Raw genomic sequence first — 22,590 nt, 5'->3', positions numbered from 1 at the left:
CCGATGAACGCGATCGAAACCCCTTTATCCGCGTTTCGGTAACGCTCTGATGCGAGATCACGCGGGGCTGTGGCCAAGCCAGGCATGGCGACTGACTCCAGAGGCTTGCGCCCGGGACGACACTCCAGACTGATATACCGAGCGGCCGACTGATCATCGGTCGTGTTGACGACCCTCTGGAGTTCCGAGGCGCACCGGAGATATCAGTCGATCGGGGGTTCAAATCCCTCCGGCCCCACTTTCTGCCGTCGCGAGCAAACTCGCGAGCGACGGCGACGTGCTGAGGAGGGATTTGAACCCAGCGGACGAGCGGAGCGAAGTCCGCGTGGTTCACAATCCCTCCGGCCCCATATTACTCCGAAACACTCCGTAATTGGCAGCAGAGGCTCTGTCCGTTAAGTTCTCTGCCCCAAGGATAATTGTATTTTATTCGATCAGGGAATGATGACACGCGACATGATACAATTTGGAAAGATGATGTAAAGCGAAGTAGACTATCTTGAGCGTCCTCAATGCGCCGAAGCTCTCCACCCTATTCTGGCAAAAACGCCGTGAGAGGTATAGAAAACAGATAGCTCTCTCAACAGAAATCAGAATCGGAATTCAAATGACCGAGTGGTTGTAACATGGGACGTCCGAATGTCAGAAGATAGCAGTTCTACCCACGTACCCAGCCAGCCCGTTGTTGTCCAAGAGGATACCCATCAAAACGAAATTCCGGAGAATATCGACTCAGAGCTGTATTCGGCAGATAGCCCCACTAACTCGTTCCACGAGTTCACAATCGAGCGTGGAGACGAACTCGTTGAAGCACTCCGCAATAACGGCTACACGGTCAAATTTAGAGAGCGGTGACATTCAGCTTGGACGTCGTTGGGACGCTTAGAAACGGATAGGTTCGGTGTGCTCAGTCCGTCTGAGGCATGGCTCACTCCTCGCAGTCGGTTCCAGCGGAAGACGCTCGGGATCGACATCCTCGTATGGTTTGTCAGAGCTTGAGATGAGATGCCACGATTTTTGGCAGTAGCGGCATGGAACGAATCGAACGCGATCATTCGGTCATCGAGATAATTCACAGCCTTGAGCGCGGTCTGGCGTTCTTCATCGGTCTCAACAGGAACGACTTCGAGCGACTCTGTTGAAACCCTATTCTTCAAATATAACTTGGGATGAAACACCTGGTCGCTGAATGGTGCTTGTTTATCGGTTTCGGGAGTAGGTGTCGTAGGTTGTGAGTGAGGCCATTTATAAGGAGAATAGCTGTGTTGCTGTCGGCTGTTTATAAGTGACTGACGCTACTGCGGTGAGTGCCTCCAAAGCCCCAGCCGTCGAGGCGGGCGGACGCTCGCTGTGCTCCTCGTCACTCGCTTCGCTCGTTCCTGCGGTGTCGCCGGCGGCTTCGCCGCCGGCTTTCAGTGGCGCGTAGCGCCACGCTACTTACATCGCCTCCGCCCGCCTCGACGGCTGCCCCTTTGAGTCCCACCCACTCCGCACAGCACCGCAGCCTCACACCTCCCCAGCCTCGCCGCTCGCTCCGCTCGCGGCGTCCCTCGCGGGCTGGCTCGCGGCCTCCGCTTTGCTCCGGCCGCTCGGAGGCGCGCCACCGCACTCCTTTTATAAGCACTTGTCGCCGTCGCTCGCGGCTATTTAAATACGCTCGTCGCCACCGAGCTGCGATACCTACTCCCGCTGTCGCTCGCCGCTACCGCTGTACTGACCACGCCCCGGTCAGAATGTATCACTTACCGATCGGCGTCGTCGAAAATTCGATTTGGCTTCCAACTACCGACGAGCCACGATCCGCGCGGCCATGACGCCGACGAGCCCGATCATGCCCGCCATCGCGAGGTAGATCCCTAACCCGATCAGTTCGCCGTTCGAGCCGTTCACGCCCGCGAGACCCAGGAACACGACGGCGATGACGGCGTGGAGCGCGAGCACGCCGGACGGGACGTTCGCGCCGAGGTCGAATCCGATCTCCATACCCTCGCTTCGGTGGGCGTGGGAAAAAGTCGTCCGGTCGGAACGCGGGACCGCAGCGGCAGCGCCGCGGTCGAGTGAGCGGGACAGCGCCGTCCCGGGACGCTACAGCACGTCGCCGATTCGGACCGGCTCGCCGTCCAGATTCGGGTCCTCGGCGACGATCGTCAGGACCTCGTGGTCGGTGACGTCGCGGTACGACTTCCCGGTCGCCTCCTCGATCAGCGTCTTCTCTAACTCGAACTCCGTGCCCTCGTAGACGACGTCGACGCCGCGGTCAGTGAACGTCAGGTCCGTGCTCATGGTTCCGAGTACTCCGTTCGAGGTGATAAGGAACACGCACTGCCGGGAGACGACCGTCGCGCGTGCGAACCAGCGGCGCCGGTCTCGCTCGCGCGGACCGCGACCGCAGGCGACCTCAGGTCGCGTCGCAGGCGGCGTCGTAGCCCGACTCGCAGAGCCGTTCGAGCATCTCACAGGCCTGTCCGTTTCCGCCCGCGCAGAGCCGGCGCGCGAGCGCAACCGTCGCAGCAGAGGCCTCGTCGCCGTGGCCGTCTCCTCCGGCGTCGTCGGTCTCGTCCGATCGACCGCTAGAGCGCCCGTGCCCCCGACGACGGGAGCGCGCTCGTCGGCCGAATCGAGGGGCTCGGTTACGTCTCCGTGCCATACAGTACCAACGGGAGCGGTAGAAAATAAATCCAAATCGGGAGTGTGAACGACACGCACACCCACGGTCGGTCCACGCCGTCCGCGTCTCGGGCTACAGAGCGTCTCGGGCTACAGAGCGTCTCGGCGGCGGGCGGCGACTCAGTCCTCGGCTTCGTCGTCGCGCATCTCCGAGAGGCGACCGACGAGGTCGTCGGTGTCGGCGTCGCCCTCGATGGTGACGTCGCCGTCGTGGTCGTTCTCGTGGACGTTCACCGCGTCGTCCTCGTCGGTGTCGACGTCCTGGTCCTTCTGTTCGCTCTCGTCGTACGATCCGAATCCCATGGGTGTCTCTTCGGCGGCGCACTGAAAAGCGCAGCGACCGTGATCCGCCGCGGTAGGGATTCACGTCTCGGTCCGAGAGGGAGTTCTCCGGACCTGACGCTGCGCGCGTGCGTCCGACGCCCGTCCGACGCCCCGCACCGTTTATAAGCGCGGGGCGACTGCTCCCGGTGTGTCGCTGCGAGGAGACGGTCCGATAGAGGAGCTCTCGATCCCGTCCGGGACGACCGTCGAGGAGCACGACGTGGTCGTCGACGGCGACGTGCTCGTGGGCGGACAGTCGACCGTCGAGCTCGGCGTCCGCGGCCGCAACGTCGCGATCGGCGAGCGCGTCAGGGTCGGCGACGATATCGAGGCCGAGGGCGACTGCCGGCTCGACACGTGGTGTTCCGTCGACGGTAACGTGCTGGTCGGCGAGGACGCGTACCTCGGCGAGCGGGTGACCGTCACCGGCCGCCTGATGGTCTCCGGCGACCTCGACATCGGCGACGACGTGACGATCGAGGAGGGGTTCGAGGCCAACGGCTGGATCGTCATCCGCAACCCGGTGCCGACGATCGTCTTCTACTTCATCGTCCTCTCGCAGCTGCTGCGCGTCGGCGAGACCGACGCCGCGGACGAGTTAGCCGAGGCGCTCGCCGACGGCGACGACGTCCGGGATCCCCTGTTAGTCCCGCGGAGCGCCGAGATCTCCGACGACGCGTGGCGCGTGTCGACGCCGGCGACCGTCGGCGACGACTGCCGCCTCCACGGCAACCTCCGCGCCGAGTCGATCCGCGTCGGCGAGCGCAACGAGGTGTTCGGCTCGCTGCGCGCCCGCGACGACGTCACCGTCGGCGCCGACACGGTCATCCACGGCGACGTGACGACCCGCGGAGGAACCGTGACCGTCGAGAGCGGCGCGCGCGTCCTCGGCGATGTCTCCGCGGGCGACCTGGTCGTGTACGACGGCGCGGAGATACAGGGCACCCTCCGGGCGCGCGGCGAGATGAAGCTGATCCAGGAGACGGAAGAAGCGGACGACGATGCGGACGAGACCGACCCCGCCGACGCAGACGAAGCGGCCGACGACGCGAGCGAGACCGACCTCGACGATTCGGACGAAGTGGCTGCCGACGACGCCGACGCCGATACCAACGGCGACGAATCCGAGACGGACGACAAGCCGGTCGAGGACGAACCGTCGGCGTCCGACGGCGCAGATGGACTGGAGGCCGACGACGACGAGACCGTCGACGGCGAAGCGGTCACCGAAGCCGACGCGAACGAGGCCGAAAACGCCGACGACGAGACCGCCGACGACGAGACCACCGACGACGAGACCGCCGAGGAGGCCGCGCCGGTGACCGCCGACGCGCCGACAGCCGACGACGAGTCCTGAGCGCGGACGGATCGGGCGTCGAGTTTTGCGAAATTCTCCTGCGAGGTAACGACCTCGACGATCCGTCGCAACGGTTCATACCTCCCGTCCGCGACCTATCGGACCCCTCTCAGTCGCCGTCTCCGTCAGGAGCGACGAACACCTCGTCGTCGAGCCGGTCGCAGACCGCGTCGGCGAGCGTCCGCAGGTTCACGGTGTCCTCGCGGTTGTACGAGACGAGCGTCTCCAGCGCGTCCTCGTCGCCGCGCTCGTACTCGCGCCAGAGACGGACCGCGTCGCGCCCGGAGATGTCCGGGCGGTCGCGCTCGATCCCCAACTGCTTCTCGATCGGTTTCAGTCCCCCAGAAAGACCGATCCGCTTCGCGGGGTACATCAAATCGAGGTGCGGCGTGTCGATTTCGACGTCGAAGGAGGTCTCCAGGAAGGGGACGTCGAAGCGCGCGCCGTTGAACGTCGCGAGCAGGCTCGCGTCCGCGAACTGCTCGCGGAGGCGCCGCGCGGTGAGGTCGTCGCCGGCGACGAGCGTCGTCGTTTCGCCGCCCTGATGGAAGCTGACGGTCGTCACGCGGTCGCGCCGCTCGTCGAGCCCCGTCGTCTCGATGTCGAAGAAGCAGGTCTCCTCGCGGAAGTTCTCGTAGAGCCGCCAGCGCTCGCCGGAGGGGAACTCCCGGTCGAAGTAGGCCGAGTCGCCGTCGTCGAGGCGCGCGAGCGCCTCCGCGATGAACGACTCGATCCGGTCGGCGGTCGTCGGGCCCACGCCCGCCACGTCGACCGCGGGGTCGAACTCCTCCCACGTGGTGACCCCTCGCCCCCAGAGGCGCCGTTCGGTCGTCTCGCCCACCCCTCGACGGGGATGAAGCTGTTCTCGATGCGCATATCCGTCCCGGAGCGGCGCGCGGGCAAAAACCCGACGGGAGCGGTCGCGCGGCGAAGCCGGGGGAAGGGATAACACGGTTCGACCCCGAGGTGAACGCGTGAGCGACCGCGCGAGCCGATGGGGAGCAGACGCGAACGCCGAGGCCGACCGGGCGGAGCCTTCCGACGTCACTCTGATCGCCCACCGCGGCTGCGCCGGCCAGTACCCGGAGAACACGGTCGGGGCCGTCGAGCGCGCGGCCCCGCACGTCGACGCCGTCGAGGTCGACGTGCGTCGGTGCGCGAGCGGCGAGCTCGTCGTCTTCCACGACGCGGAGCTCGACCGACTGACCGACGCGTTCGGGCGCGTCGCGGACGCCGACTGGGAGGCGCTGCGCGATCTGACGGTCCTCGACTCGGGCGAGCCGATCCCGCGGCTCGAAGCGGTGTTCGACGCGGCGCCCGACGACCTCCTCGTCAACGTCGAACTCAAGGAGCCGGGCGTCGCGAGCGACGCGCTCGGCGTCGCTCGGCGGGCCGACAACGAGGTGCTGTTCTCGTCGTTTCACTCGGAGGCGCTGGCAACGCTCCGGGACCGCGATCCCGAGACGGACCGTGCGCTGCTCGTCGCGGACGCGGCCCCGAGCGCGCGGTCGAGCGGGCGACCGAGCTGGGCTGTATCGCGGTCCATCTCCCGATCGACCTCGCGACGGAGTCGGGGTTCGTCGACGCGGCGCGCGAGGCCGGGCTCGCGGTGAACGCGTGGACCGCGCGCGACCGCGAGGACGCCGAGCGGCTCCTCGCGGCCGGCGTCGACGGGGTGATCGCCGACCGGTGGGACCTGCTGCCGGGGATACGCGGAACGTCGCGAGATTAAGTGGCCTCCGGCCCTAGCCCGCGACATGTGCGGCCGCTACACGCTGTTCACGCCGACCGCCGACCTCGAAGCCCGGTTCGGCGCCGACTTCGGCGACCACGAGCCAAGCTACAACTGCGCGCCCGGGCAGTCGCTCCCGGTGATCGCGGACGAGGACCCGACGGTGTCGACCCGGATGGAGTGGGGGCTGACGCCCTCGTGGGCCGACGAGTCGTTCGACCTCATCAACGCCCGGGCGGAGACCGTCCGCGAGAAGCGGAGCTTCGCCGACGCGTTCGAGCGCCGGCGCTGTCTCGTCCCCGCCGACGGGTTCTACGAGTGGGTCGGCGGCGACCGCGGCTCCGGAAAGACCCCCTACCGCGTCGCATTCGAAGACGACCGGCCGTTCGCGATGGCGGGCATCTACGAGCGCTGGGAGCCGCCCGAGCCGGAGACGACCCAGACCGGGCTCGGCACGTTCGGTGGCGGGAACGGGGACGGCGCCGCCGGAGCCGACGACCCGGACGTGGTCGAGACGTTCGCGGTCGTCACCACCGAGCCGAACGACCTCGTCGAAGACCTCCACCACCGGATGGCGGTGATCTTGGACCCCAACGCCGGCGAGGAGAAGACGTGGCTCCGGGGGGACGCGGACGAGGCCGCCGCGCTGCTCGACCCGTACCCGAGCGACGAGCTGACCGCGCACCCGGTGTCGACGCGGGTGAACTCGCCGAGCGTCGACGCGCCGGACCTGATCGAGCCCGTCGCGGGCGACTGACTGGGCGGTCCGACGCCGAAAAGCGGCCCTGTCAGGGCGCGACCAGGTCGACGACCGTCTCGTCGTCGACGACGACGTTGTACGCGCCCTCGTCCTCGTTCCAGAGGACGAGCCCGTTCTCGACGAAGACGACCGACCCGTAGCCGGCCTCGCCGAGGTCGCGGTTCAGCGCCGTCTCGCGCGTACAGACGAGGTAGTGGTCGGTCGCCTGCGAGCCGTCGCCGACGCGGTAGAGCGCGTTTTCCCCCTCGCTCAAGTCGTGGCTCAGCTTCACCGCGAGCAGGTTCACCCGGTCGGTGACGTGGCGCTCGGACTCGGCCATCCGCGCGCACCGCTCCGCGCTCGCCTCGACGTCGACGCGGCGCTTCCCGTCGCGGCGGAGGATCGAGTAGGCGAACTGGACGTCGACGTTGACGAACTCGCCGGGCTCGTCGGTCTCGCCGCGCGCCGTCGCCTCGTCGAGCCGGCGCTGGAACGGCGGCACCGCGAGGTCGGGGGCGACGTCGAACGACCAGCCGGGATCCGTCGGAACCGCGTCGGGCCACAGCCGCAGCGCCGGCGAGTAGATTTCGGCGTCGTTACCGGGGTAGCCGCCGTCGTCGCCCGCGACGAGCGCGCGCTCGACCCGGCGGAGCCCGATTGCGGTGTTCCGGTCGGCCGGCGCGAACGCGACGAGGCTCCCGTCGGCCGCGAGCGCGTCGAGCGCGGCGTCCGCGACCGCGACCGGGTCGGCAAGCTCAGAGAGGACGTTCCCGAAGAGGACGAGGTCGAAGGGGTCGTTCGTCGCGCCGGCGGGCTCTTCTCCCTCGTCGAGGCCGAGGAACGTCTCCGCGGTCGTCTCGTGGACCGTCGTCCGGAAGTTGCGGCCGGTCTCCTCCAACATCCGGTCGAGCACGTCGGTCGCGGCGCTCGGTTCGACGGCGTGGTAGTCGACGACCGCGTCGTCGGGGAGGTAGTCGTGGAGGCCGAGCGCGGGCCCGCCGACGCCGGCGCCCACGTCGAGGACGCGGAGCGTCCGGTCGAGCAGGCCGTTCTCGGTCAGGTCGTCGAGGACGTAGCCGACCGTCGCGTAGTACGCCGGCAGGTGGTATATCGCGTAGCCGAGCGCCGCGACGCGGTCGTACTCGACCTCGTTCTCGTAGAGGTAGTCGGTCTTCAGCCGGCGGACCCGCTCGCGGAGCTCGTCGCCGGACTCGCCGCGGTGCCAGTTGGCGCCGTACTCGCGGACCAGCAGGTCCTCGACCGCGAACGCGTACGTCTCCGGGAGCGCCTCGGGCGCCCAGCCCGGCGGGTCGACGGGCGACTCCTCGACGGGGACGAACGCCCCGTCCTCGCGCTCGCGGAGTCGGAGGTCGAACGCCTCCTCGCGGAGCGTCTCGCGGACGACCGCCGGATGCGGGGTCCCCTCGATGTACTCGGCGATCTCCTCGGGGTCGATCGGTCTGACGTTGCGCAGGTAGTTCGCGTTGTTCCGGACCGCGGTTCTGTCGATCATTGGTGTCTCGTCTGTCTCGCGTGTTGGTGTGTCCCGTCCGCTTCGCGTCGTCTCACTCCAGCCGGTCCCGCCCCTCGCGGTCGCCGCGGGCGCGCTCGTAGAGGGCGGCGAACGCCTCGTCGTCCGCGTCGGCGATCGCCGCCGCGGCGTCGGCCACGTCCTCGGCGCCGTCGAAGGCGCGTTGGATCTCGGCGTACACCGCGGGCGACCCCTCCGTGACGGTGTCGGCGACTTCGTCGAGCGCGGCCGACACGGGGGTGTGGAACTCCTCGCGGACCGGCTCCGCGGCGAGCCGCCACGCGAGGACCGCCGCGTGCGCGCCCGCCTGAACGGTCTCCATCGCCTCGTCGTGTTCGTCCGCGGTCGTCTCGAAGGCGTCGTTGCCGCCGGCCTCGATCGACGCGGTGAGCCCCTCGACGGCCGGCCCGCCCTCGTCGATGACGACCGCGACGTTGCCCGGGACTCGGGGCGGGGCGAACAGCGGGTGGTAGCTCGCCCGTTCGAGGCCGGGAGCGTGTTCGCGCATCGCGGCGAGCGCGTCGGTCATCTCGCCCGAGACGTCGACGATCGCCTCCTCCGCGCGGGGCGCGTACGCCTCGACCGCCGCGGGTACCGCCGACATCGGCACCGCGAGGCAGACGGCGTCGTGGACGGTGTCCCCGTCGACATCGACTGTCCGGGCGTCGCGACCCGCCGCGGCGTCGGCCGCGACTGAGGGGTCGCGGTCGGTGAACGCGACGCTGGCGTCGACGGGTGCGGCGTCGGCCGAGACCGTGTCGGCGACCCAGCGCCCGATCTCACCGGCGCCGACGACGAGGAGGTCCATCGGTTACGGGATCCGAGGCGACGCGACGGTTAAAAGGACTCGCCTCGGGGCGGAGCGGGCGATCGGCGCTGCGTCCCGCCGAGCCGATCGCGGGGGCGCCGGTTCTGCCGCGACCCCCGGACTTTCACGCGCGACCCGCCAAGGTCGGGACGTGACCGCGAACGCCACGCTCGACTTCGACCTGCTCGCGCGACTGGCGGACGCCCCCGGGCCGGTCGGTCGCGAGGACGGCATCCGGGACGTCGTGCGAGACGAACTTCCCCCGGTCGACGCCGTGCGGACGGACGCGATGGGCAACGTCGTCGCGACCGCCGAGGGAGACGCAACTCCCGGCTACGAGGTGCTCGTCGCCGCGCACATGGACGAGATCGGGCTCGTCGTGAGCGACGTCGACGACGAGGGCTTCCTCTCCGTGGAGCCGCTCGGCGGCTGGAACCCGGACGCGCTCCGCGGCCATCCGGTCACCGTCCACGCCGACGACGGGGAGTACGACGCGGTGGTCGGCGTCACGGCCGCGCACACGGCCGCCGAGGCGGCGCCGGACGAGTGGACGCTCGACGACGCGCACGTGTTCACCGGGCTCGACTCCGCGGCGGCCGCCGAGACGTTCCGCGTCGGCGACGTCGTCACGTTCGACGCCGACCTCCGAGAGATCGGGCGGTGCGTCGCCGGCTCCTCGCTCGACGACCGCGCGGGCGTGTACGTGCTCGTAGAGGCCGCGCGGCGCGCGGACCCCGACGTGACGGTTCACTACGCCGCGACCGTCCAGGAGGAGGTCGGCCTGCGGGGCGCGGCCGCCTTAGGTGTGGACGTCGACCCGGACCTCGCCGTCGCGATCGACGGGACGCTCGAACAGTCGTACCCCGGCGTCGACCCGGCGGACGCAATGTCGAAGCTCGGCGACGGCGTGGGCGTGAAGCGGAAGGACGCGAGCGTCGTCCCGACGCCCGCGGTCGTCGAACGGCTCGAGTCCCTCGCGGAGGAGCGCGGAATCGACTTCCAGCGCGAGGTGGCTCGGAACATCGGGACCGACGCCGGCGCGCTCCAGAACGCCGGGGGCGCGCGACCGGTCGGCGCCCTCTCCGTCCCCGTCCGGTACCACCACTCCGCCGTCGAGACGGCCGACGCGCGCGACGTTGAGGCCGCAGTCGACCTCCTCACCGCCTTCCTCGACACCGAGGACGGCGAGGGGTACGCGCCGAGCTGATCCCGGCCCGCGAGGAGGCACGCGACGGCGACGGCGCGTCGACCCCTTTCTCGGGCCGGTCGAAGCGACCTCACCCCTCGGCGCCGAGCCGGCCGATCACGCCCGCGCCGGGCGAGATCGAGCGAACCGCCGGGAGGAGCGCGATCGCGATGGCCAGCTCCAGCCCGCCGACCGCGAGGAACGCGGGCGTGTAGCCGAACGCGTCCGTGGCGCTCCCGCCGATGAGAAAGCCCGTGAGGAAGCCGAGCGAGCCGAACACGTTGAACAGTCCCATCGCCGCGCCGCGGACCTCCGGCTCGACGAGGTCGGTGACGAGCGCCATCGTCGCCGGCGCCATCAGCGCGCCGCAGACCCCGACCAGCACCATCAGCCCCGCGGCGATCGGGTACGCCGGCGCGACGCCCACGCCGATGGTGACGACACCGTACGCGAGCGAGCCGGCGACCACGGGGAGGAAGCGACCGATCCGGTCCGAGAGCGCCCCGAACGGCGACTGGAGCAGCGCGAACGGAACGAAAAAGAGCGCGAGCGTCGCGCCCGCGCCGGCCGCCGAGAGCCCGAACGTCGCCGGGTCCTGGAAGTAGTAGACGCCGACCAAGGCGAAAAAGCCCGCCGTCAGCCGGTCGACGAAGCCGAACGCTAGGGGTACGAGGAGGCCGGGCGTCGTCCGGGCGCGAGCGATCACGGCGCCGAAGCCGACGTCGTCGATCTCAACTGCCTCGGAGTCGACTTCCGGGTCCGTGGAGCCAGCCCCCGCCCGGTCGTCGACGGTCGCCGCGAGCAGGCCCGCCGCGGCCAGCACGGCCCCACCCGCGTACACCGGGTACAGCGCGCCGAGGTCGGCGAGCGCCCCGCCGACGACCGAGCCGACCGCCGCCCCGAGCCCGATCGCGAGCCCCGCGGTCCCCATGTTGCGGCCGTTGCCGCCGCGCAGATCCATCAGCAGCGTGATCGAGAGCGAGAACGCGCCGATGGTGAGCGCGCCCCCGACGACCCTGACGAGGAGCGCGGCCTCGAAGCCGAGTCCGAGCCCCGGCAGCGACGCGAGCGCGACGTACGAGGCCGTGCCGCCGAGCGCGCCGGCGACGATCAGGGGGGTCCGCCGCCCGAGCGCGTCCGAGAGCGCCCCCCAGACGACCGCGAACGTCACGAACGCGCCGAACTCGGCGACGAGGAACCACATCCCCGCGTCGATACCGGCGGGCGCGCCGAGCGCGACGACGAGGTCGGGCACGCCGGGGTAGAGGAGGACCTGCGAGATCAGCACCGCGAGGACGACCGCGCCGAGGCGACGGCGATCGGCGGCGTCAGCCTCGCCCGCGTCGAACGCGCTGCCGTCGGCCGGGCCGGCGGCGTCGACCGAGCGGCCGTCGGCGGAGGGCTCGACCGCGGCGGGGGAGTCGGCGTCGCTCATCTACTTATAAAACGGGTCGAACAGTCAAAAGATCGACGCTCCGTAAAAGTGGCTTCCTGATATTTCCACGGCCGCGACGAGACGCCGTCGGTCTCAGAGTTCGGCGTCGATCGCCACCGCGATCGACTGGGCGCCGTACCCCTCCTCGACGGGGCTCCCGTTCACGAAGATGGTCGGCGTCCCCTCGACGCCCATCGACGCGCCCTCCGACCTATCGTCCGCCGACGCCTCCCCGTACGCCGCGAACCGCGCGTCGGACAGCACCGCGCAGGGGTCCGCGCCGGCGGCCTCCGCGGCGGCGCCGAGCGTCTCCCCGCTGTAGCTCCCCTGCGTCTCGTAGGCCGCCGAGGCGAACTCGAAGAACGCCTCGTCGCCGTTGCGCGCGCCGACGCCGCGGGCCGCGCTCGCGACGGGGACCGCCCACGTCTCGTCGACCGGGATCGGCCAGTCCCAGTGTTCGTACCGTATCTCGCCGGGTTCGATGTACTCGTCGCGGATCGTCGGGAAGTGGTCGAGCTTGTAGCTCGCGCAGTGTCCGCAGGTGAAGTCCTCGAACGCCTGAACGACCACGTCGGCGTCGGGGTCGCCGAGGGTCGGCCGGTAGTCGAGGTTCGGGTCCGACGGCTCCGTCAGGTCGCAGTCGTACTCGCCCGTGTCGAGTTCGACGCCGCTGAGGTCGAGGCTGGTTCCACTGCCACCGCCGAGACACCCCGCCGCGCCGACGACGCCCACCGACGCCGCACTCGCGAGCAGGGATCGCCGCGTGCGTTCCATGTCCGCTGCTGGGGTCGGCGCGTACTTAACGACTCCGCGACCGGGCGGCGTCCGGATGGCAGACCGGCTCCCGAACGCTTTTGCCGCCACCTGTCGACTCCCACGTATGAGCGACTGGGACCTCGACCTGCGGGACGCCGAAGCGAAGATGGACGAGGCGTTCGCGGCGGCGGGCGACGTCGTCCTCGGCGTCTTGGACGGCACGACCGACCCGGAGGAGTGGGTCCGCAGCGTTGATTACGGGAACACGCTGGTGCTGTCGATCGAGGGCGACCTCAACGAGCTCGCCGCCCCCTTCGCGCGCGACGTGAAGGAGATGGACGGCGAGCTGATGCACTTCCGCGGCTTCCTCGTGGTCACTCCACCGGGCGTGAGCATCGAGGCCGACCGGCTGAGCGACTCCGGCGGCGATGACGACGACGTCCGGGACGACGGTGCCAGCGACGCAGACGGGGAGGATACCGGCGCGGACCGGAGCGGCGCGGATGCCGACCAGAACTGAGCGGTTTGCCGAAAAACGGAGCCGTTGACCGTCCGGGGCGCCTCGCGAACTCGGCCGGGGTGCGCTACCCTTCTCCGACCATCCGGTCCTCCTCGTCCCACTCGCGCTCGCGCAGCTCGTACTTCTGGATCTTCCCGGTCGCGGTGGTGGGAAGCTCCGCGACGAACTCCACCTCGCCGGGCGTCTTGTAGTCGGCGACGCGGTCGCGGACGAACGCCTTCAGTTCCTCGGGCGTCGCGCCCGCGTCGTCGGGATCGCCGCTCTCCGGGACGACGAACGCCTTCGGCGTCTCTCCCCAGCGCTCGTCGGGCGCGGGGATGACGGCGACGTCGGAGACGACGTCGTGTTCGAAGAGGGTGTCCTCTAACTCGATCGAGGAGATGTTCTCCCCGCCGGAGATGATGATGTCCTTCTTGCGGTCTTGGATCGAGACGAAGCCGTCCTCGTCGACGACCGCAAGGTCGCCCATGTGGTAGTACCCCTCTAACCGCTCCGAGAACGCCTCCTCGGTGGCCTCGGGCTTGTTCCAGTAGCGGTCCATCACCTGGTTGCCGCGGACGACGATCTCGCCGATCGTCTCGCCGTCGGCGGCCACGTCCTCGCCGTCCTCGTCGACGACGCGCACCTCCGTGCCGAGGTAGCCGATCCCCTGAGTCTTCTTGACGGCGAACCGGTCGTCGGCGCCCTCGTCGAAGTGCCGCTTCGCGTCTGAGGTGGTGATCAGCGGGCCCGTCTCGGTCGCACCGTACACGTGTTTGAGCTCCCAGCCGAACTCCTCCTCGACGGTGCGGATCGTCGCCTCCGGCGGCGCCGCGCCCGCCGTGGCGACCCGCACGTCGTTGTCGCCCGTCGTCGCGCCCCCGTGTTCGGCGTGGTGGTCGCCGAGCATGTTGAGGACGGTCGGCGCCGCACAGAAGTACGAGATGTCCTCGCCGCGGATCCGGTCGAACGTCTCCGCGACGTCGACCCCGCGGGTACAGACGTGCCGGGCGCCCGCCCCCGTGATCGCGTAGATGTGGCCCCAGCCGTTGACGTGGAACATCGGCAGCGTCCAGAGGTACACGTCGTCGTCGGTGATCTCCTGATGGATCGAGATCAGGTACGCGTGGAGCGTCTCCGCGCGGTGAGTCCGGCAGACCCCCTTCGGGTCGCCGGTGGTCCCGGAGGTGTAGTTGATCGTTATCACCTCGTCCTCGTCCATCTCCGGGCGCTCGTAGGCGTCGGGGTCCGCGTCGTCGAGCGCGGCGTCGAACGACTCCCAGTCGCCCTCGACCGCGTCCGCATCGTTCGTGAGGAACGTCTCCGTGGGCACCTCGTCGCGGATCGCCTCGACGTTCGCGGCGTACTCGGCGTCGGCGTAGATGGCGTCGACGCCGGCGTCCGAGAGCATGTACGAGAAGTCGTCCGGCGTGAGCCGGTAGTTCAGCGGCGTGTGAACCGCGCCGACCTGCATCGCGCCGTAGGCGGCCTCCAGATGGTAGTGCGTGTTCGGGTCCAACACCGCCACCCGGTCGCCCTTCTCGATCCCGCGCGCCTGAAGCGCGGCGGAGAAGCGGTCGGCGCGCTCGCCGAGCTCCGCATACGTGTATCGCGTCCCGTCGACCGCGAGGACGGCCTCCTCGTCGGCGTAGTGGCGCCGCGCTCGGTCCAGAAAGTCCGTCGTCAACAGCGGCTTGTGCATCGTCTATCACTATCGATGATGCGTGAAATCGTTTGCGGCCGACGCAAGGGACGGACGGTCGCGGGAGCCTTTTCACGGTCGGCGGCAGAGGGGTGAGAAATGAGCGACGAGTCCGAAGGGTCGGCGTTCGGCGAGGGGTACGTGATTCCGATCGCGGGACTGCTGTCGTTCATGTTCGCGCTGATGGCGGGGCTCACCGCGCAGCGGGCGCTTTCCGGCGACCCGGCCGATGTCGCCGTGACCGTCGGCCTCGCCTTTGTGGCGGTCCTCGCGCTCCGGATCCGCATGAAGGCCGTCGCGGCGCAGACAAGCGACGACGAGGGCGCAGGCGGGGAGTGACGACGGAAAGGCGGTCCGCGAAGCGGCCGCTCGGTGCGATCTGCGGCTCCGATTCGGGCGCCCACGCGAGGGTTCGCGACCGCCGCGGACGCGTGGACGAATCGCACACCGGCGTCGGGATCAGAACCCTTAACAGTCGCACCCGATTGTGCTACGATAGCGGGATGGGATAGCCAGGAGATTCCGCCGGGCTCATAACCCGGAGATCGGTAGTTCAAATCTACCTCCCGCTATCTTTTGTCGACGACAGTGAACGCCGAGCACAGCGAGGCGTGAACGGCGTCGTCGACGAGATAGCCCCGGAGCAGTTTGAACCAGGGAACGGCGCGAAGCGGAGTGACCGTGGTTCAAATCTACCTCCCGCTACTTTCTTTCGAAGCCGACTGACTCCTGACCGGTCATTACACACCAACGTCGTTTCCACCTTCCGGAGCCGCCGCCACCGAACCCGGAAGCGATTTCCGTCGCGCTGTCGTTTCCTCGCGTATGGATTACGAATCGAGCCTCGACCGCGCGATGGATGAGGTACCAGATCTGGGCGGCTCCGACGAGCGGCTGTCGGTCCCGGACCCGGAATGGCAGAAGGACGGGGCGTTCACCCGCCTGACGAATCTCTCGGCGATCGCCGACGCCCTGAGCCGCGACCCCGAACACGTCCACTCGAAGATCCAGCAGGAGCTCGGCACGGCCGGCCAGTACGAGGACGGCCGCGCGCGCTACAGCGGGAACTTCCGCGAGCGCGACTTCCAGGCCGCGATCGACTCGTACATCGAGTCGTTCGTCACCTGCTCGGAGTGCGGCCTCCCCGACACGCGATTAGAGACCGAGAACCGGACGCCGATGCTCCGCTGTGAGGCCTGCGGGGCGTTCCGGCCGGTGGCGAAACAGAACACCTCCAACACCCAGCGGCAGGAGGACGCCGTCGAGTCGGGCAACACGTACGAGCTCGAGATCGTCGGCACGGGCCGCAAGGGCGACGGCGTCGCCGAGCGCGGCGAGTACACCATCTTCGTCCCCGGCGCGCAGGAGGGCGAGACCGTGACCGCCTACATCAAGAACGTCTCCGGCAACCTCGCGTTCGCCCGCCGAGAGAACTGAGCAGAGCCGGAAGAGCCCGTCCCCGCCGTTCCGCTACCCGACCGTTTATCCGCGCGTTCTCGTATCCTGAGCCATGGCCACGCGACTCCCCGAGTCGGCCTTCGCAGACCGGCTCGCAGCCGTGCGGGACCAACTCGCCGACACCGACGCCGACGCCGCGACGTGGGTCGGCGCGACAGCGATAGAGTACCTCACCGGCTTCCACCACATCCAGACGGAGCGCCCGGTGGTCCTCGCGGTCACCGACGACCGCGTCGAGATCACCGTCCCGAGACTGGAGGTCGAGCGCGTCGAGCCGAACCCGCGGATCGACGCCGTCCACGACTACTTCGACTACCCCGGCGGCGAGCCGGTCTCGGTCGCGGTCGAGATGCTGAACGGGCTCGGCGCCGACGCGATCGCCGCCGACGCGGACGGCCCGCCGGGCGTGATGGGGTACGAGGGCCCCGCGTTCTCCGAGTTCCTCGACGTCGAGACGCAGTCGTGGGTCGACCGGATGCGCTGGGCGAAGTCCGACGCCGAGGTCGACCTGATCCGCGAGTCCGCGAAGTGGGCGAACCTCGGCCACCGCTACCTCGCCGACTACTCCGAGCCGGGCGCGCATCCCGCGACCGTCTCGCAGCGCGCGTCCGCCGACGCCTCCCGCGCCATGCTCGACGCGCTCGGCGAGGCGTACAGCGTCCGCGTCCGCGGCGACGGCCCGGTCCACGCCGGCTACATCTCCGGCGAGGAGACTGCGCTCCCGCACGGCCACACGCCGAACGAGCGGCTCTCCGAGGGCGACGTGCTGGTCACCGGCGCGACGGCGAACGTCGACGGCTACCGCTCGGAGTTAGAGCGGACGATGTTCGTCGGCGACTACTCCGACGAGCAGGCGCACTACTTCGAGCTCATGCTGGAGGCGCAGACGCTCGCCATCGACGCCCTGGGCCCGGGCGTCCCGGTCGCCGAAGTCGACGAGGTCGTCTGGGAGTACTTCGAGGAGCAGGGCGTGACCGACCTCGCGCAACACCACGTCGGCCACAACATCGGGCTCGGCGCCCACGAGCCGCCGTACATCGACCGCGGCTGGGGCGAGCGCTACGACGGCGACGACGCCGTGATGGCGCCCGGCCACGTGTACACCATCGAGCCCGGAATCTACACCGACGAGTACGGCTACCGCCACTCCGACACGGTCGCGATCACCGAGTCGGGGACGGAGCGGCTCACGAACTTCCCGCGCGACATCGACTCGAACGTGGTCTGAGTGCGGGCCGATACCGGAGCACGTCGTCGGTCCCGCTCTCGGTTACTCGACCCGTTCGACGGCGACGCGGTGTCCGGTCTCGTCGATGTGTTCCCGACCGATCCCGTCCGCCTCGTCCGGCGTGTCGCACAGGCGTTCCAGCTGACACTCGCGACAAACGACGTGGTACCGTTCGCTTCGGGCTGCGGCGTCCATATCCTCGACACCGTTCCTAACGGCATAGTTACGACCCGATTACCGTCGGATAACGACCCGTTAACCGGCGGGTAGGGTTCACTCGGTGGACCGGCGCGACGCGAACCGGTCGAGCGCGACATCCAGCATGTCCGGGCTGACGGGCTGGTACTCCTCGCGCTCGTGTTCGGGCAGGTACTCTCTGACACCGTTCCACGAGTCGCGCGCGTAGCGGGCGTCGAGCAGGACGCGGACGCCGCGCTCGTCCGGCCCGCGGATGACGCGGCCGACCGCCTGCCGGGCCTTGCGCACGGCGGGGACGGTGAGCGCCGTCTCGAACCCCGACTCGAACCGCCGGTCGTAGGCGGTGATCACCGCGCGGGTCTGCGGTCGCGCCGTGTTGATGATCGGGACGCCGCAGACGACCGCGGCCGCGAGGCGATCACCGCGGTAGTCGACGCCCTCGGTGAGCGTGCCGCGGAGGCTCGTCACCAGCACCTTCCCGTCGCCCGCGAAGAAGTCGTCCTTCAGCGACTCCGTCTCGCGGTCACCGGAGGACTCGTCTAAGAGGACCGGTTTCTGGAGGCGCTCGGAGAGCTCTTCTGCCATCCACGTTGCCTCCGCGTAGCTCGGGGTGCCCACGAGGACGTTTCCCTCGCGGCGCGCGACCGCGGCCGTCGCGTCGAGATGCGCGAGCCGCGTCGGGTTCTCCTCGCCCGGCGCGCCGCGGTTCTGGTGGGTGAACTTCGGCGCGTCGACCGCGAGGCTCGCCCGGTTCTCCTCCGGGAAGGAGAGGCCGTACGTCCGCTCGACGACCGGGCGGCCGCGCTCCGCGAGGTGGTCGAGCCCGGTCACCTCCCGGAACAGGTCCATCGGCTCCAGCGTCGCGCTCATGAGCACGCCGCCGCCGAACTCTGCGAGGCGGTCGCCGATCGGCTCGCTGGGGAGGCAGTTGTGAAGCGCTAAGCGCCCGTTGTACGCCCGGCGCCACGAGTCCGGGGGCTCCGTCTCGTCGAAGGTGCGTTCGAGCTCGATCGCCCGGAAGAAGTCGGTGTGGCCCTCCCGGTACCAGGCGTTAAGCGTGCGGCCGACGCCGGGCGCCGCGCGCTGCTTGTCCTCGTCTTCGAGCGAGTCGAGGACGCGCTTGACGACCGCGCCGACCTGCTCGGCGCGCGCCCAGACGCGCTCGCCGTACCCCTCGCCGTCCGCCCACGCCGTGATCTCGTCTTCGCCCGGCTCCTCGGGGTCGCGGAGCGGGATCTCCTCGTCGTCGAGGTTGCGCATCGACGCCCGCCAGTCGGGGCGCTCGCGGTCGAGGTGCGCGGTCACGCGGCGGTCGAGCTCCGCGCGGAGGTCGGCGTAGAACTCCCGGACCGCCTCGATCTCCTCGATCGTCACGTCCGCGTCTTCCAGCTCGCCGCGGACCAAGGCGGCGTCGTCGGACTCCGCGCCCGCCGACTCGAAGGATAGCGGCTGTACGACGCGGGTGAGCTCGTTCTCGGCGTCGCGGAGGCTGGCGTCCGCGACCGCGTCGCTCACGAGGTCCCGGACGCGCGGTTCGAGCATGTGCGCCTCGTCGCAGACGACGAACGTCGAATCGTCCAGCAACGCGCCGGTGAACGTCCCGGTCGTCACGGGATCGAACGCGTGGTAGTAGTTGCCGATGACGACCTCAACCTCGGGGACGAGCGCGCCCATGATCGAGTGGGGACACGAGCCGTGGCCCGCCGCGAGCCGGACGAGCTCGTCGGCGTCGACGTGACCGAGCTCGGTGACGTCGAACGGGACCGCCTCCGCGGGGTCCCCGTCGTCCGGGAGGTCGTCGAGGAAGCCGGCGTAGAACGGACAGAACTCGACGTCGTCGTACTCCTCGGTGTCGGGGCGGTACGGGGTCGGCTCGCCGTCGACGGAGAGGTAGTCGGCGGCCGGCGCGCCGCCCTCGTCGGACGCGTCGCCCGGCCCGGATCCGTCGCTCGCGGCGGCTCCGGCGGTTCCCGCCGATCCCGAGTCCATCAGCCCCACCTGCTGACTTCGCGCCTCGCTCACGAGGTTCGAGGTCGTCGTCGCGCCGCCGTCGCCGACGAGGTTCCGGGTGCGCTCGCGGAGCCCTTCACAGCGCTCGTACACGTTCTCGCGGTCGATCCCGCCGCGGTTCTCCCGCGCGTACGGGCAGACGTCCGCCTTGCCGACCAGGGTGAGCCCCGAGACCGGGTCGTACTCCTCGGGGAGGTCGTCGTTTATCGTCCGCAGGTCCGTCTCGAACTGACGCAGCTGCTGTTTGACGCTGGTGAGGACGAAGACGCGCTCGAAGTCGGAGTCCGGGTCGCGGACGCGGTCGAGCCCGGCGGTGAGCGCGAGCATCGTCTTCCCCGTCCCGCAGGCGCCCTCCAGCGCGAGGAAGCCGCCGTCCTCGGCGGCGTCGACGGCGGCGTCGATGCCGTCGGCCTGCTCGGGGTAGGGTTCGGGATGGCCGAAGAGGTCGGCCCACGGGGGCGAGTCGGTCACGAGCGCGAGTTACGCCCCATCCGATTTAAACGCTTCATCGGCGGCACGCCGGGTCGCTGCCGACGAGGTCGACGCGTCGCTGCCGGGACGCGGAGTACGCGGGAGCAGTGCGGCCTCACTCCACGATGTCGTGGAGGTCGGAGAGCCGGTCTATCTCCCAGGTCGGCCAGACGTTCAGCTCCCAGTCGCGGCGGTGCGGGCGGCGGATGAACGCCGAGTCGATCCCGGCGTTCTCGGCCGCGCGAACGTCGGACTCGTTGTCGCCGACGAACAGGGCGTTGCCCGCGTCGAGGTCGCCGAGCGCCTGCTCGATGTAGTGGGGGTTCGGCTTGCGGAGCTGGAGCGAGTGGATCGTCGGCTCGCGGCCGTAGGCGGCGCCCATGCGGTCGAAGCCGTCGAAGTGGTCGACGAGGAAGTCGACGGTCGCCTGCTGGTTCGACGAGACGATCCCCATCTGGACGTCGAGGTCCTGGAGCTCGTCGAGGTCGTCGTAGGGGGTCTTGCGTCCCTCGCGCGCCTCCTGCTGTTGGGCCCGCGACACCACGTCGTCGCGCGTCCGCCAGAACGACCCCGGATCGAGGTCGTACGTCTGACAGACCGTGCCGACGCTGCCGGGTGTCGCACCGATGGTCATCTGCTCTACGTCGTCCGGATCGGGCTCCTCGACGCCGCACTCCTCGAACGCGTCCCGGGTCGCCTCCCGGAGCACGTCGAAGCGCGTGCGGCCCACGAGGACACCGTCGTTGTCGAACACGACGGTATCGTACGTCATAGCCCCTATTCACGGCGAGGGGGGATAAGGGTTTCAGTGGCGGTTTCAGCGGCGAGAATCGGCCCGCTGCGGCCTTTTTCCGCCGATAATCGGTTCCCTATCGGTCGGTTTTACTTGCCGGTCGGCCGTGGTGCGGGCCATGCGCGTCAGCGTCATCGGCGGCAGTTCGATCGACGGGGAGACGGCGGCGGTCGCGGAGGCCCTCGGCGAGCGGCTCGCGGAGCGCGGCCACGTCGTCGTCTGCGGCGGCCTCGGCGGCGTCATGGAGGCCGTCTGCCGCGGCGCCCGCGCGGCCGGCGGCGAGACGATCGGAATCCTCCCGACGGACGACCGCGGGGACGCGAACCCGCACGTCACGACGCCGATCGCGACCGGGATGGGTCACGCGCGCAACGCGCTCGTCGTCATGAACGGCGACGCCGCGGTCGCGGTCGACGGCACGAGCGGCACGCTCTCGGAGATCGGGCTTGCGCTCGCACAGGGCCGCCCCGTGGCTGGCCTCGATACCCACGACGTCGACGGCGTCGAGGCCGTCGACTCGCCCGCGGCGGCGGTCGAGTACGTGGAGCGGAGCGTCGGGCGCCCGAGCGGTTCGGAGAGGGACTGACCCGCGGCGTCAGTCGTCCCGCTCGACACCGGTTATCTCGAACCTCGCGCCGCCGCGAGACCCGTCCGAGACGGCGACCTCCCAGCCGTGGGCGCTGGCGACCTCCGAGACGATGTTGAGGCCGAACCCGGTCCCGTCTCGGTCGGTCGTGTACCCGACCTCGAACACGCGGTCGCGCTCGTCTTCGGGGATTCCCGGGCCGTCGTCCTCGACGAAGAACCCCGACGGGAGGACGGCGCCGGCGCGCGTCGTCGTGTACATCGGCGAGATGTCGCCGACGATGACGGTGGCGTCGTCGCCGCCGTGGTCGACCGCGTTCCGGAACAGGTTCTCCAACAGCCGCTTCAGGCGCCCGCGCTCCGCGAGGATCCGCCGATCGGTGTCGACGACGAGCGTCGCGTCGCCGGTCGCGACGTTCGCCCAGCACTCGTCGGCGAGGGCGGACAGGTCGACCGCTTCGAGCTCCCCCGGCTGCTCGCCCTGCTTCGCGAGCGTCAACAGGTCCGCGATCAGTTCGAGCGTCCGGTCGACCGCCGACGCCGCGGTGTCGACGTGTTCGAGGTCCCCTTCGCTTTGCGCCATCTCGAGCCGTCCCTGTGCGACGTTAAGCGGGTTTCGCAGGTCGTGCGAGACGCCGTGAACGAACCCTTCGAGGCGGTCGCGCTGTCGCTCGGCCTCCGCCACCGCGCGGGCGGACGCGACGGCGTTCGAGATGCGGCGAGCGATAACGGGCGCTCGGTCCGAATCGGCCGACGCCCTCGCGACGTCCGTGGCGCCCGCGTCGAACGCCTCGGCCACGCCCGACGCGTCGAGCGCCTCGTCGGGACAGAACACGATCGGCAGTGCCGGGTGCTGGTCCCGGACAGCCTCGACGGCGGGGAGGCCGGTCGGTTCCGCGGGTCGACCGACCGCGACCAGGCAGTCCACCGGCGAGTCCCGGAGGATCTCCAGCGCCGCGTCGACCGTCGCGACCGGTTCGACGGCGAGGCGGTCGTCGGCGCGCTCCAGCGACGTCCGCAGCGCCGCCGCTCGGTCGGACGTGCTCGCGACGAGGACGGCGGCGATCGAATCCCTGACTGTGGACATCGCGGAGAGCCTTCCCTGAACGGC

At 69.7% G+C, this 22,590-nt stretch carries 22 protein-coding genes, 2 tRNA genes and 2 pseudogenes; 12 read left to right on the top strand and 14 right to left on the bottom strand.

Translation table 11 applies throughout. From position 1 onward, the window contains the following. Positions 1–63: 63 nt before the first annotated feature. Together J7656_RS10270 and J7656_RS10265 are read left to right on the top strand one after the other, a co-directional pair. Positions 64–238: transfer RNA gene (locus J7656_RS10270), tRNA-Trp, on the top strand. Between the two features lie 401 nt (positions 239–639). Beyond that, positions 640–855: a hypothetical protein gene (locus J7656_RS10265; protein ID WP_082224245.1), complete on the top strand. Its 216-nt coding sequence runs from the start codon at positions 640–642 to the stop codon at positions 853–855. A 927-nt stretch (positions 856–1,782) separates the two neighbouring features. Here the strand turns inward: J7656_RS10265 and J7656_RS10260 are convergent. From J7656_RS10260 to J7656_RS10245, 4 genes are all read right to left on the bottom strand, one after another. Beyond that, on the bottom strand, positions 1,783–1,983 hold the full coding sequence (locus tag J7656_RS10260; RefSeq protein WP_017342975.1) for a hypothetical protein: 201 nt from the start codon (positions 1,981–1,983) through the stop codon (positions 1,783–1,785). Between the two features lie 102 nt (positions 1,984–2,085). Then, positions 2,086–2,283 carry a DUF5800 family protein gene (locus J7656_RS10255; RefSeq protein ID WP_008445671.1) on the bottom strand — a complete coding sequence of 66 codons (198 nt, stop codon included), beginning with the start codon at positions 2,281–2,283 and terminating at the stop codon, positions 2,086–2,088. Positions 2,284–2,398: 115 nt separating this feature from the next. Beyond that, positions 2,399–2,647, bottom strand: a complete 249-nt coding sequence (locus J7656_RS10250) for a hypothetical protein (RefSeq protein WP_026046198.1) — start codon at positions 2,645–2,647, stop codon at positions 2,399–2,401. 140 nt (positions 2,648–2,787) lie between these two features. After that, on the bottom strand, positions 2,788–2,970 hold the full coding sequence (locus J7656_RS10245) for a DUF5786 family protein (protein WP_017342976.1): 183 nt from the start codon (positions 2,968–2,970) through the stop codon (positions 2,788–2,790). A gap of 169 nt (positions 2,971–3,139) precedes the next feature. Between J7656_RS10245 and J7656_RS10240 the strand changes: the two genes are divergently transcribed. Further along, positions 3,140–4,348: a polymer-forming cytoskeletal protein gene (locus J7656_RS10240; protein ID WP_211553241.1), complete on the top strand. Its 1,209-nt coding sequence runs from the start codon at positions 3,140–3,142 to the stop codon at positions 4,346–4,348. Positions 4,349–4,457: 109 nt separating this feature from the next. Here the strand turns inward: J7656_RS10240 and J7656_RS10235 are convergent. Next, positions 4,458–5,224 (bottom strand): annotated as a pseudogene (locus J7656_RS10235) (ribonuclease H-like domain-containing protein). A gap of 98 nt (positions 5,225–5,322) precedes the next feature. Between J7656_RS10235 and J7656_RS10230 the strand changes: the two are divergent. Together J7656_RS10230 and J7656_RS10225 are read left to right on the top strand one after the other, a co-directional pair. Beyond that, positions 5,323–6,080, top strand: a pseudogene (locus J7656_RS10230) (glycerophosphodiester phosphodiesterase). 25 nt (positions 6,081–6,105) lie between these two features. Further along, on the top strand, positions 6,106–6,837 hold the full coding sequence (locus tag J7656_RS10225) for an SOS response-associated peptidase (protein ID WP_211553240.1): 732 nt from the start codon (positions 6,106–6,108) through the stop codon (positions 6,835–6,837). A gap of 31 nt (positions 6,838–6,868) precedes the next feature. On the opposite strand, the gene J7656_RS10220 is transcribed toward J7656_RS10225, so the two are convergent. Together J7656_RS10220 and J7656_RS10215 are read right to left on the bottom strand one after the other, a co-directional pair. Continuing rightward, positions 6,869–8,332 carry a small ribosomal subunit Rsm22 family protein gene (locus J7656_RS10220; RefSeq protein WP_017342981.1) on the bottom strand — a complete coding sequence of 488 codons (1,464 nt, stop codon included), beginning with the start codon at positions 8,330–8,332 and terminating at the stop codon, positions 6,869–6,871. A 52-nt stretch (positions 8,333–8,384) separates the two neighbouring features. Further along, complete coding sequence (locus J7656_RS10215; protein ID WP_017342982.1) at positions 8,385–9,158, bottom strand: prephenate dehydrogenase; 774 nt, start codon at positions 9,156–9,158, stop codon at positions 8,385–8,387. Positions 9,159–9,309: 151 nt separating this feature from the next. Here J7656_RS10215 and J7656_RS10210 point away from each other — a divergent pair, with 151 nt between their 5' ends. After that, positions 9,310–10,365 (top strand): M42 family metallopeptidase, encoded by a 1,056-nt coding sequence (locus J7656_RS10210; protein ID WP_017342983.1) that lies wholly within the window; start codon positions 9,310–9,312, stop codon positions 10,363–10,365. A gap of 70 nt (positions 10,366–10,435) precedes the next feature. On the opposite strand, the gene J7656_RS10205 is transcribed toward J7656_RS10210, so the two are convergent. Together J7656_RS10205 and J7656_RS10200 are read right to left on the bottom strand one after the other, a co-directional pair. Beyond that, on the bottom strand, positions 10,436–11,779 hold the full coding sequence (locus tag J7656_RS10205) for an MFS transporter (RefSeq protein WP_017342984.1): 1,344 nt from the start codon (positions 11,777–11,779) through the stop codon (positions 10,436–10,438). 93 nt (positions 11,780–11,872) lie between these two features. Further along, positions 11,873–12,553 (bottom strand): DsbA family protein, encoded by a 681-nt coding sequence (locus J7656_RS10200; RefSeq protein WP_017342985.1) that lies wholly within the window; start codon positions 12,551–12,553, stop codon positions 11,873–11,875. A gap of 106 nt (positions 12,554–12,659) precedes the next feature. Between J7656_RS10200 and J7656_RS10195 the strand changes: the two genes are divergently transcribed. Continuing rightward, on the top strand, positions 12,660–13,055 hold the full coding sequence (locus J7656_RS10195) for a DUF5779 family protein (RefSeq protein WP_017342986.1): 396 nt from the start codon (positions 12,660–12,662) through the stop codon (positions 13,053–13,055). 64 nt (positions 13,056–13,119) lie between these two features. Here J7656_RS10195 and J7656_RS10190 read toward each other — a convergent pair whose 3' ends face one another. Beyond that, positions 13,120–14,736, bottom strand: coding sequence for a long-chain-fatty-acid--CoA ligase (locus tag J7656_RS10190; protein WP_017342987.1), 1,617 nt, complete (start codon positions 14,734–14,736; stop codon positions 13,120–13,122). A 99-nt stretch (positions 14,737–14,835) separates the two neighbouring features. Between J7656_RS10190 and J7656_RS10185 the strand changes: the two genes are divergently transcribed. From J7656_RS10185 to J7656_RS10170, 4 genes are all read left to right on the top strand, one after another. After that, positions 14,836–15,075 (top strand): hypothetical protein, encoded by a 240-nt coding sequence (locus J7656_RS10185; RefSeq protein WP_017342988.1) that lies wholly within the window; start codon positions 14,836–14,838, stop codon positions 15,073–15,075. A gap of 158 nt (positions 15,076–15,233) precedes the next feature. After that, positions 15,234–15,308 (top strand) — tRNA-Met (locus tag J7656_RS10180). Positions 15,309–15,561: 253 nt separating this feature from the next. Beyond that, positions 15,562–16,173 (top strand): translation initiation factor IF-2 subunit beta, encoded by a 612-nt coding sequence (locus J7656_RS10175; RefSeq protein ID WP_017342989.1) that lies wholly within the window; start codon positions 15,562–15,564, stop codon positions 16,171–16,173. A 73-nt stretch (positions 16,174–16,246) separates the two neighbouring features. After that, positions 16,247–17,422, top strand: a complete 1,176-nt coding sequence (locus J7656_RS10170) for a M24 family metallopeptidase (RefSeq protein ID WP_017342990.1) — start codon at positions 16,247–16,249, stop codon at positions 17,420–17,422. 42 nt (positions 17,423–17,464) lie between these two features. On the opposite strand, the gene J7656_RS10165 is transcribed toward J7656_RS10170, so the two are convergent. The 3 genes from J7656_RS10165 to J7656_RS10155 all read right to left on the bottom strand — a co-directional run bounded on the left by J7656_RS10165 (position 17,465) and on the right by J7656_RS10155 (position 20,873). Continuing rightward, the gene (locus J7656_RS10165) at positions 17,465–17,617 is read right to left on the bottom strand and encodes a hypothetical protein (RefSeq protein WP_211553239.1); all 153 of its coding nucleotides are present in this window, start codon (positions 17,615–17,617) and stop codon (positions 17,465–17,467) included. 78 nt (positions 17,618–17,695) lie between these two features. Next, the gene (locus tag J7656_RS10160; RefSeq protein WP_017342992.1) at positions 17,696–20,101 is read right to left on the bottom strand and encodes an ATP-dependent DNA helicase; all 2,406 of its coding nucleotides are present in this window, start codon (positions 20,099–20,101) and stop codon (positions 17,696–17,698) included. Between the two features lie 115 nt (positions 20,102–20,216). Then, positions 20,217–20,873, bottom strand: a complete 657-nt coding sequence (locus J7656_RS10155; RefSeq protein WP_017342993.1) for an HAD family hydrolase — start codon at positions 20,871–20,873, stop codon at positions 20,217–20,219. 139 nt (positions 20,874–21,012) lie between these two features. Here J7656_RS10155 and J7656_RS10150 point away from each other — a divergent pair, with 139 nt between their 5' ends. Further along, complete coding sequence (locus J7656_RS10150; protein ID WP_017342994.1) at positions 21,013–21,480, top strand: TIGR00725 family protein; 468 nt, start codon at positions 21,013–21,015, stop codon at positions 21,478–21,480. Between the two features lie 9 nt (positions 21,481–21,489). On the opposite strand, the gene J7656_RS10145 is transcribed toward J7656_RS10150, so the two are convergent. After that, positions 21,490–22,566, bottom strand: a complete 1,077-nt coding sequence (locus tag J7656_RS10145; RefSeq protein ID WP_017342995.1) for an ATP-binding response regulator — start codon at positions 22,564–22,566, stop codon at positions 21,490–21,492. Between the last annotated feature and the right edge of the window lie 24 nt (positions 22,567–22,590).

Source organism: Halorubrum ruber, from assembly GCF_018228765.1.
Classification (GTDB): Archaea; Halobacteriota; Halobacteria; order Halobacteriales; family Haloferacaceae; genus Halorubrum; species Halorubrum ruber.
This window is presented reverse-complemented; position numbering and strand designations above follow the sequence as displayed.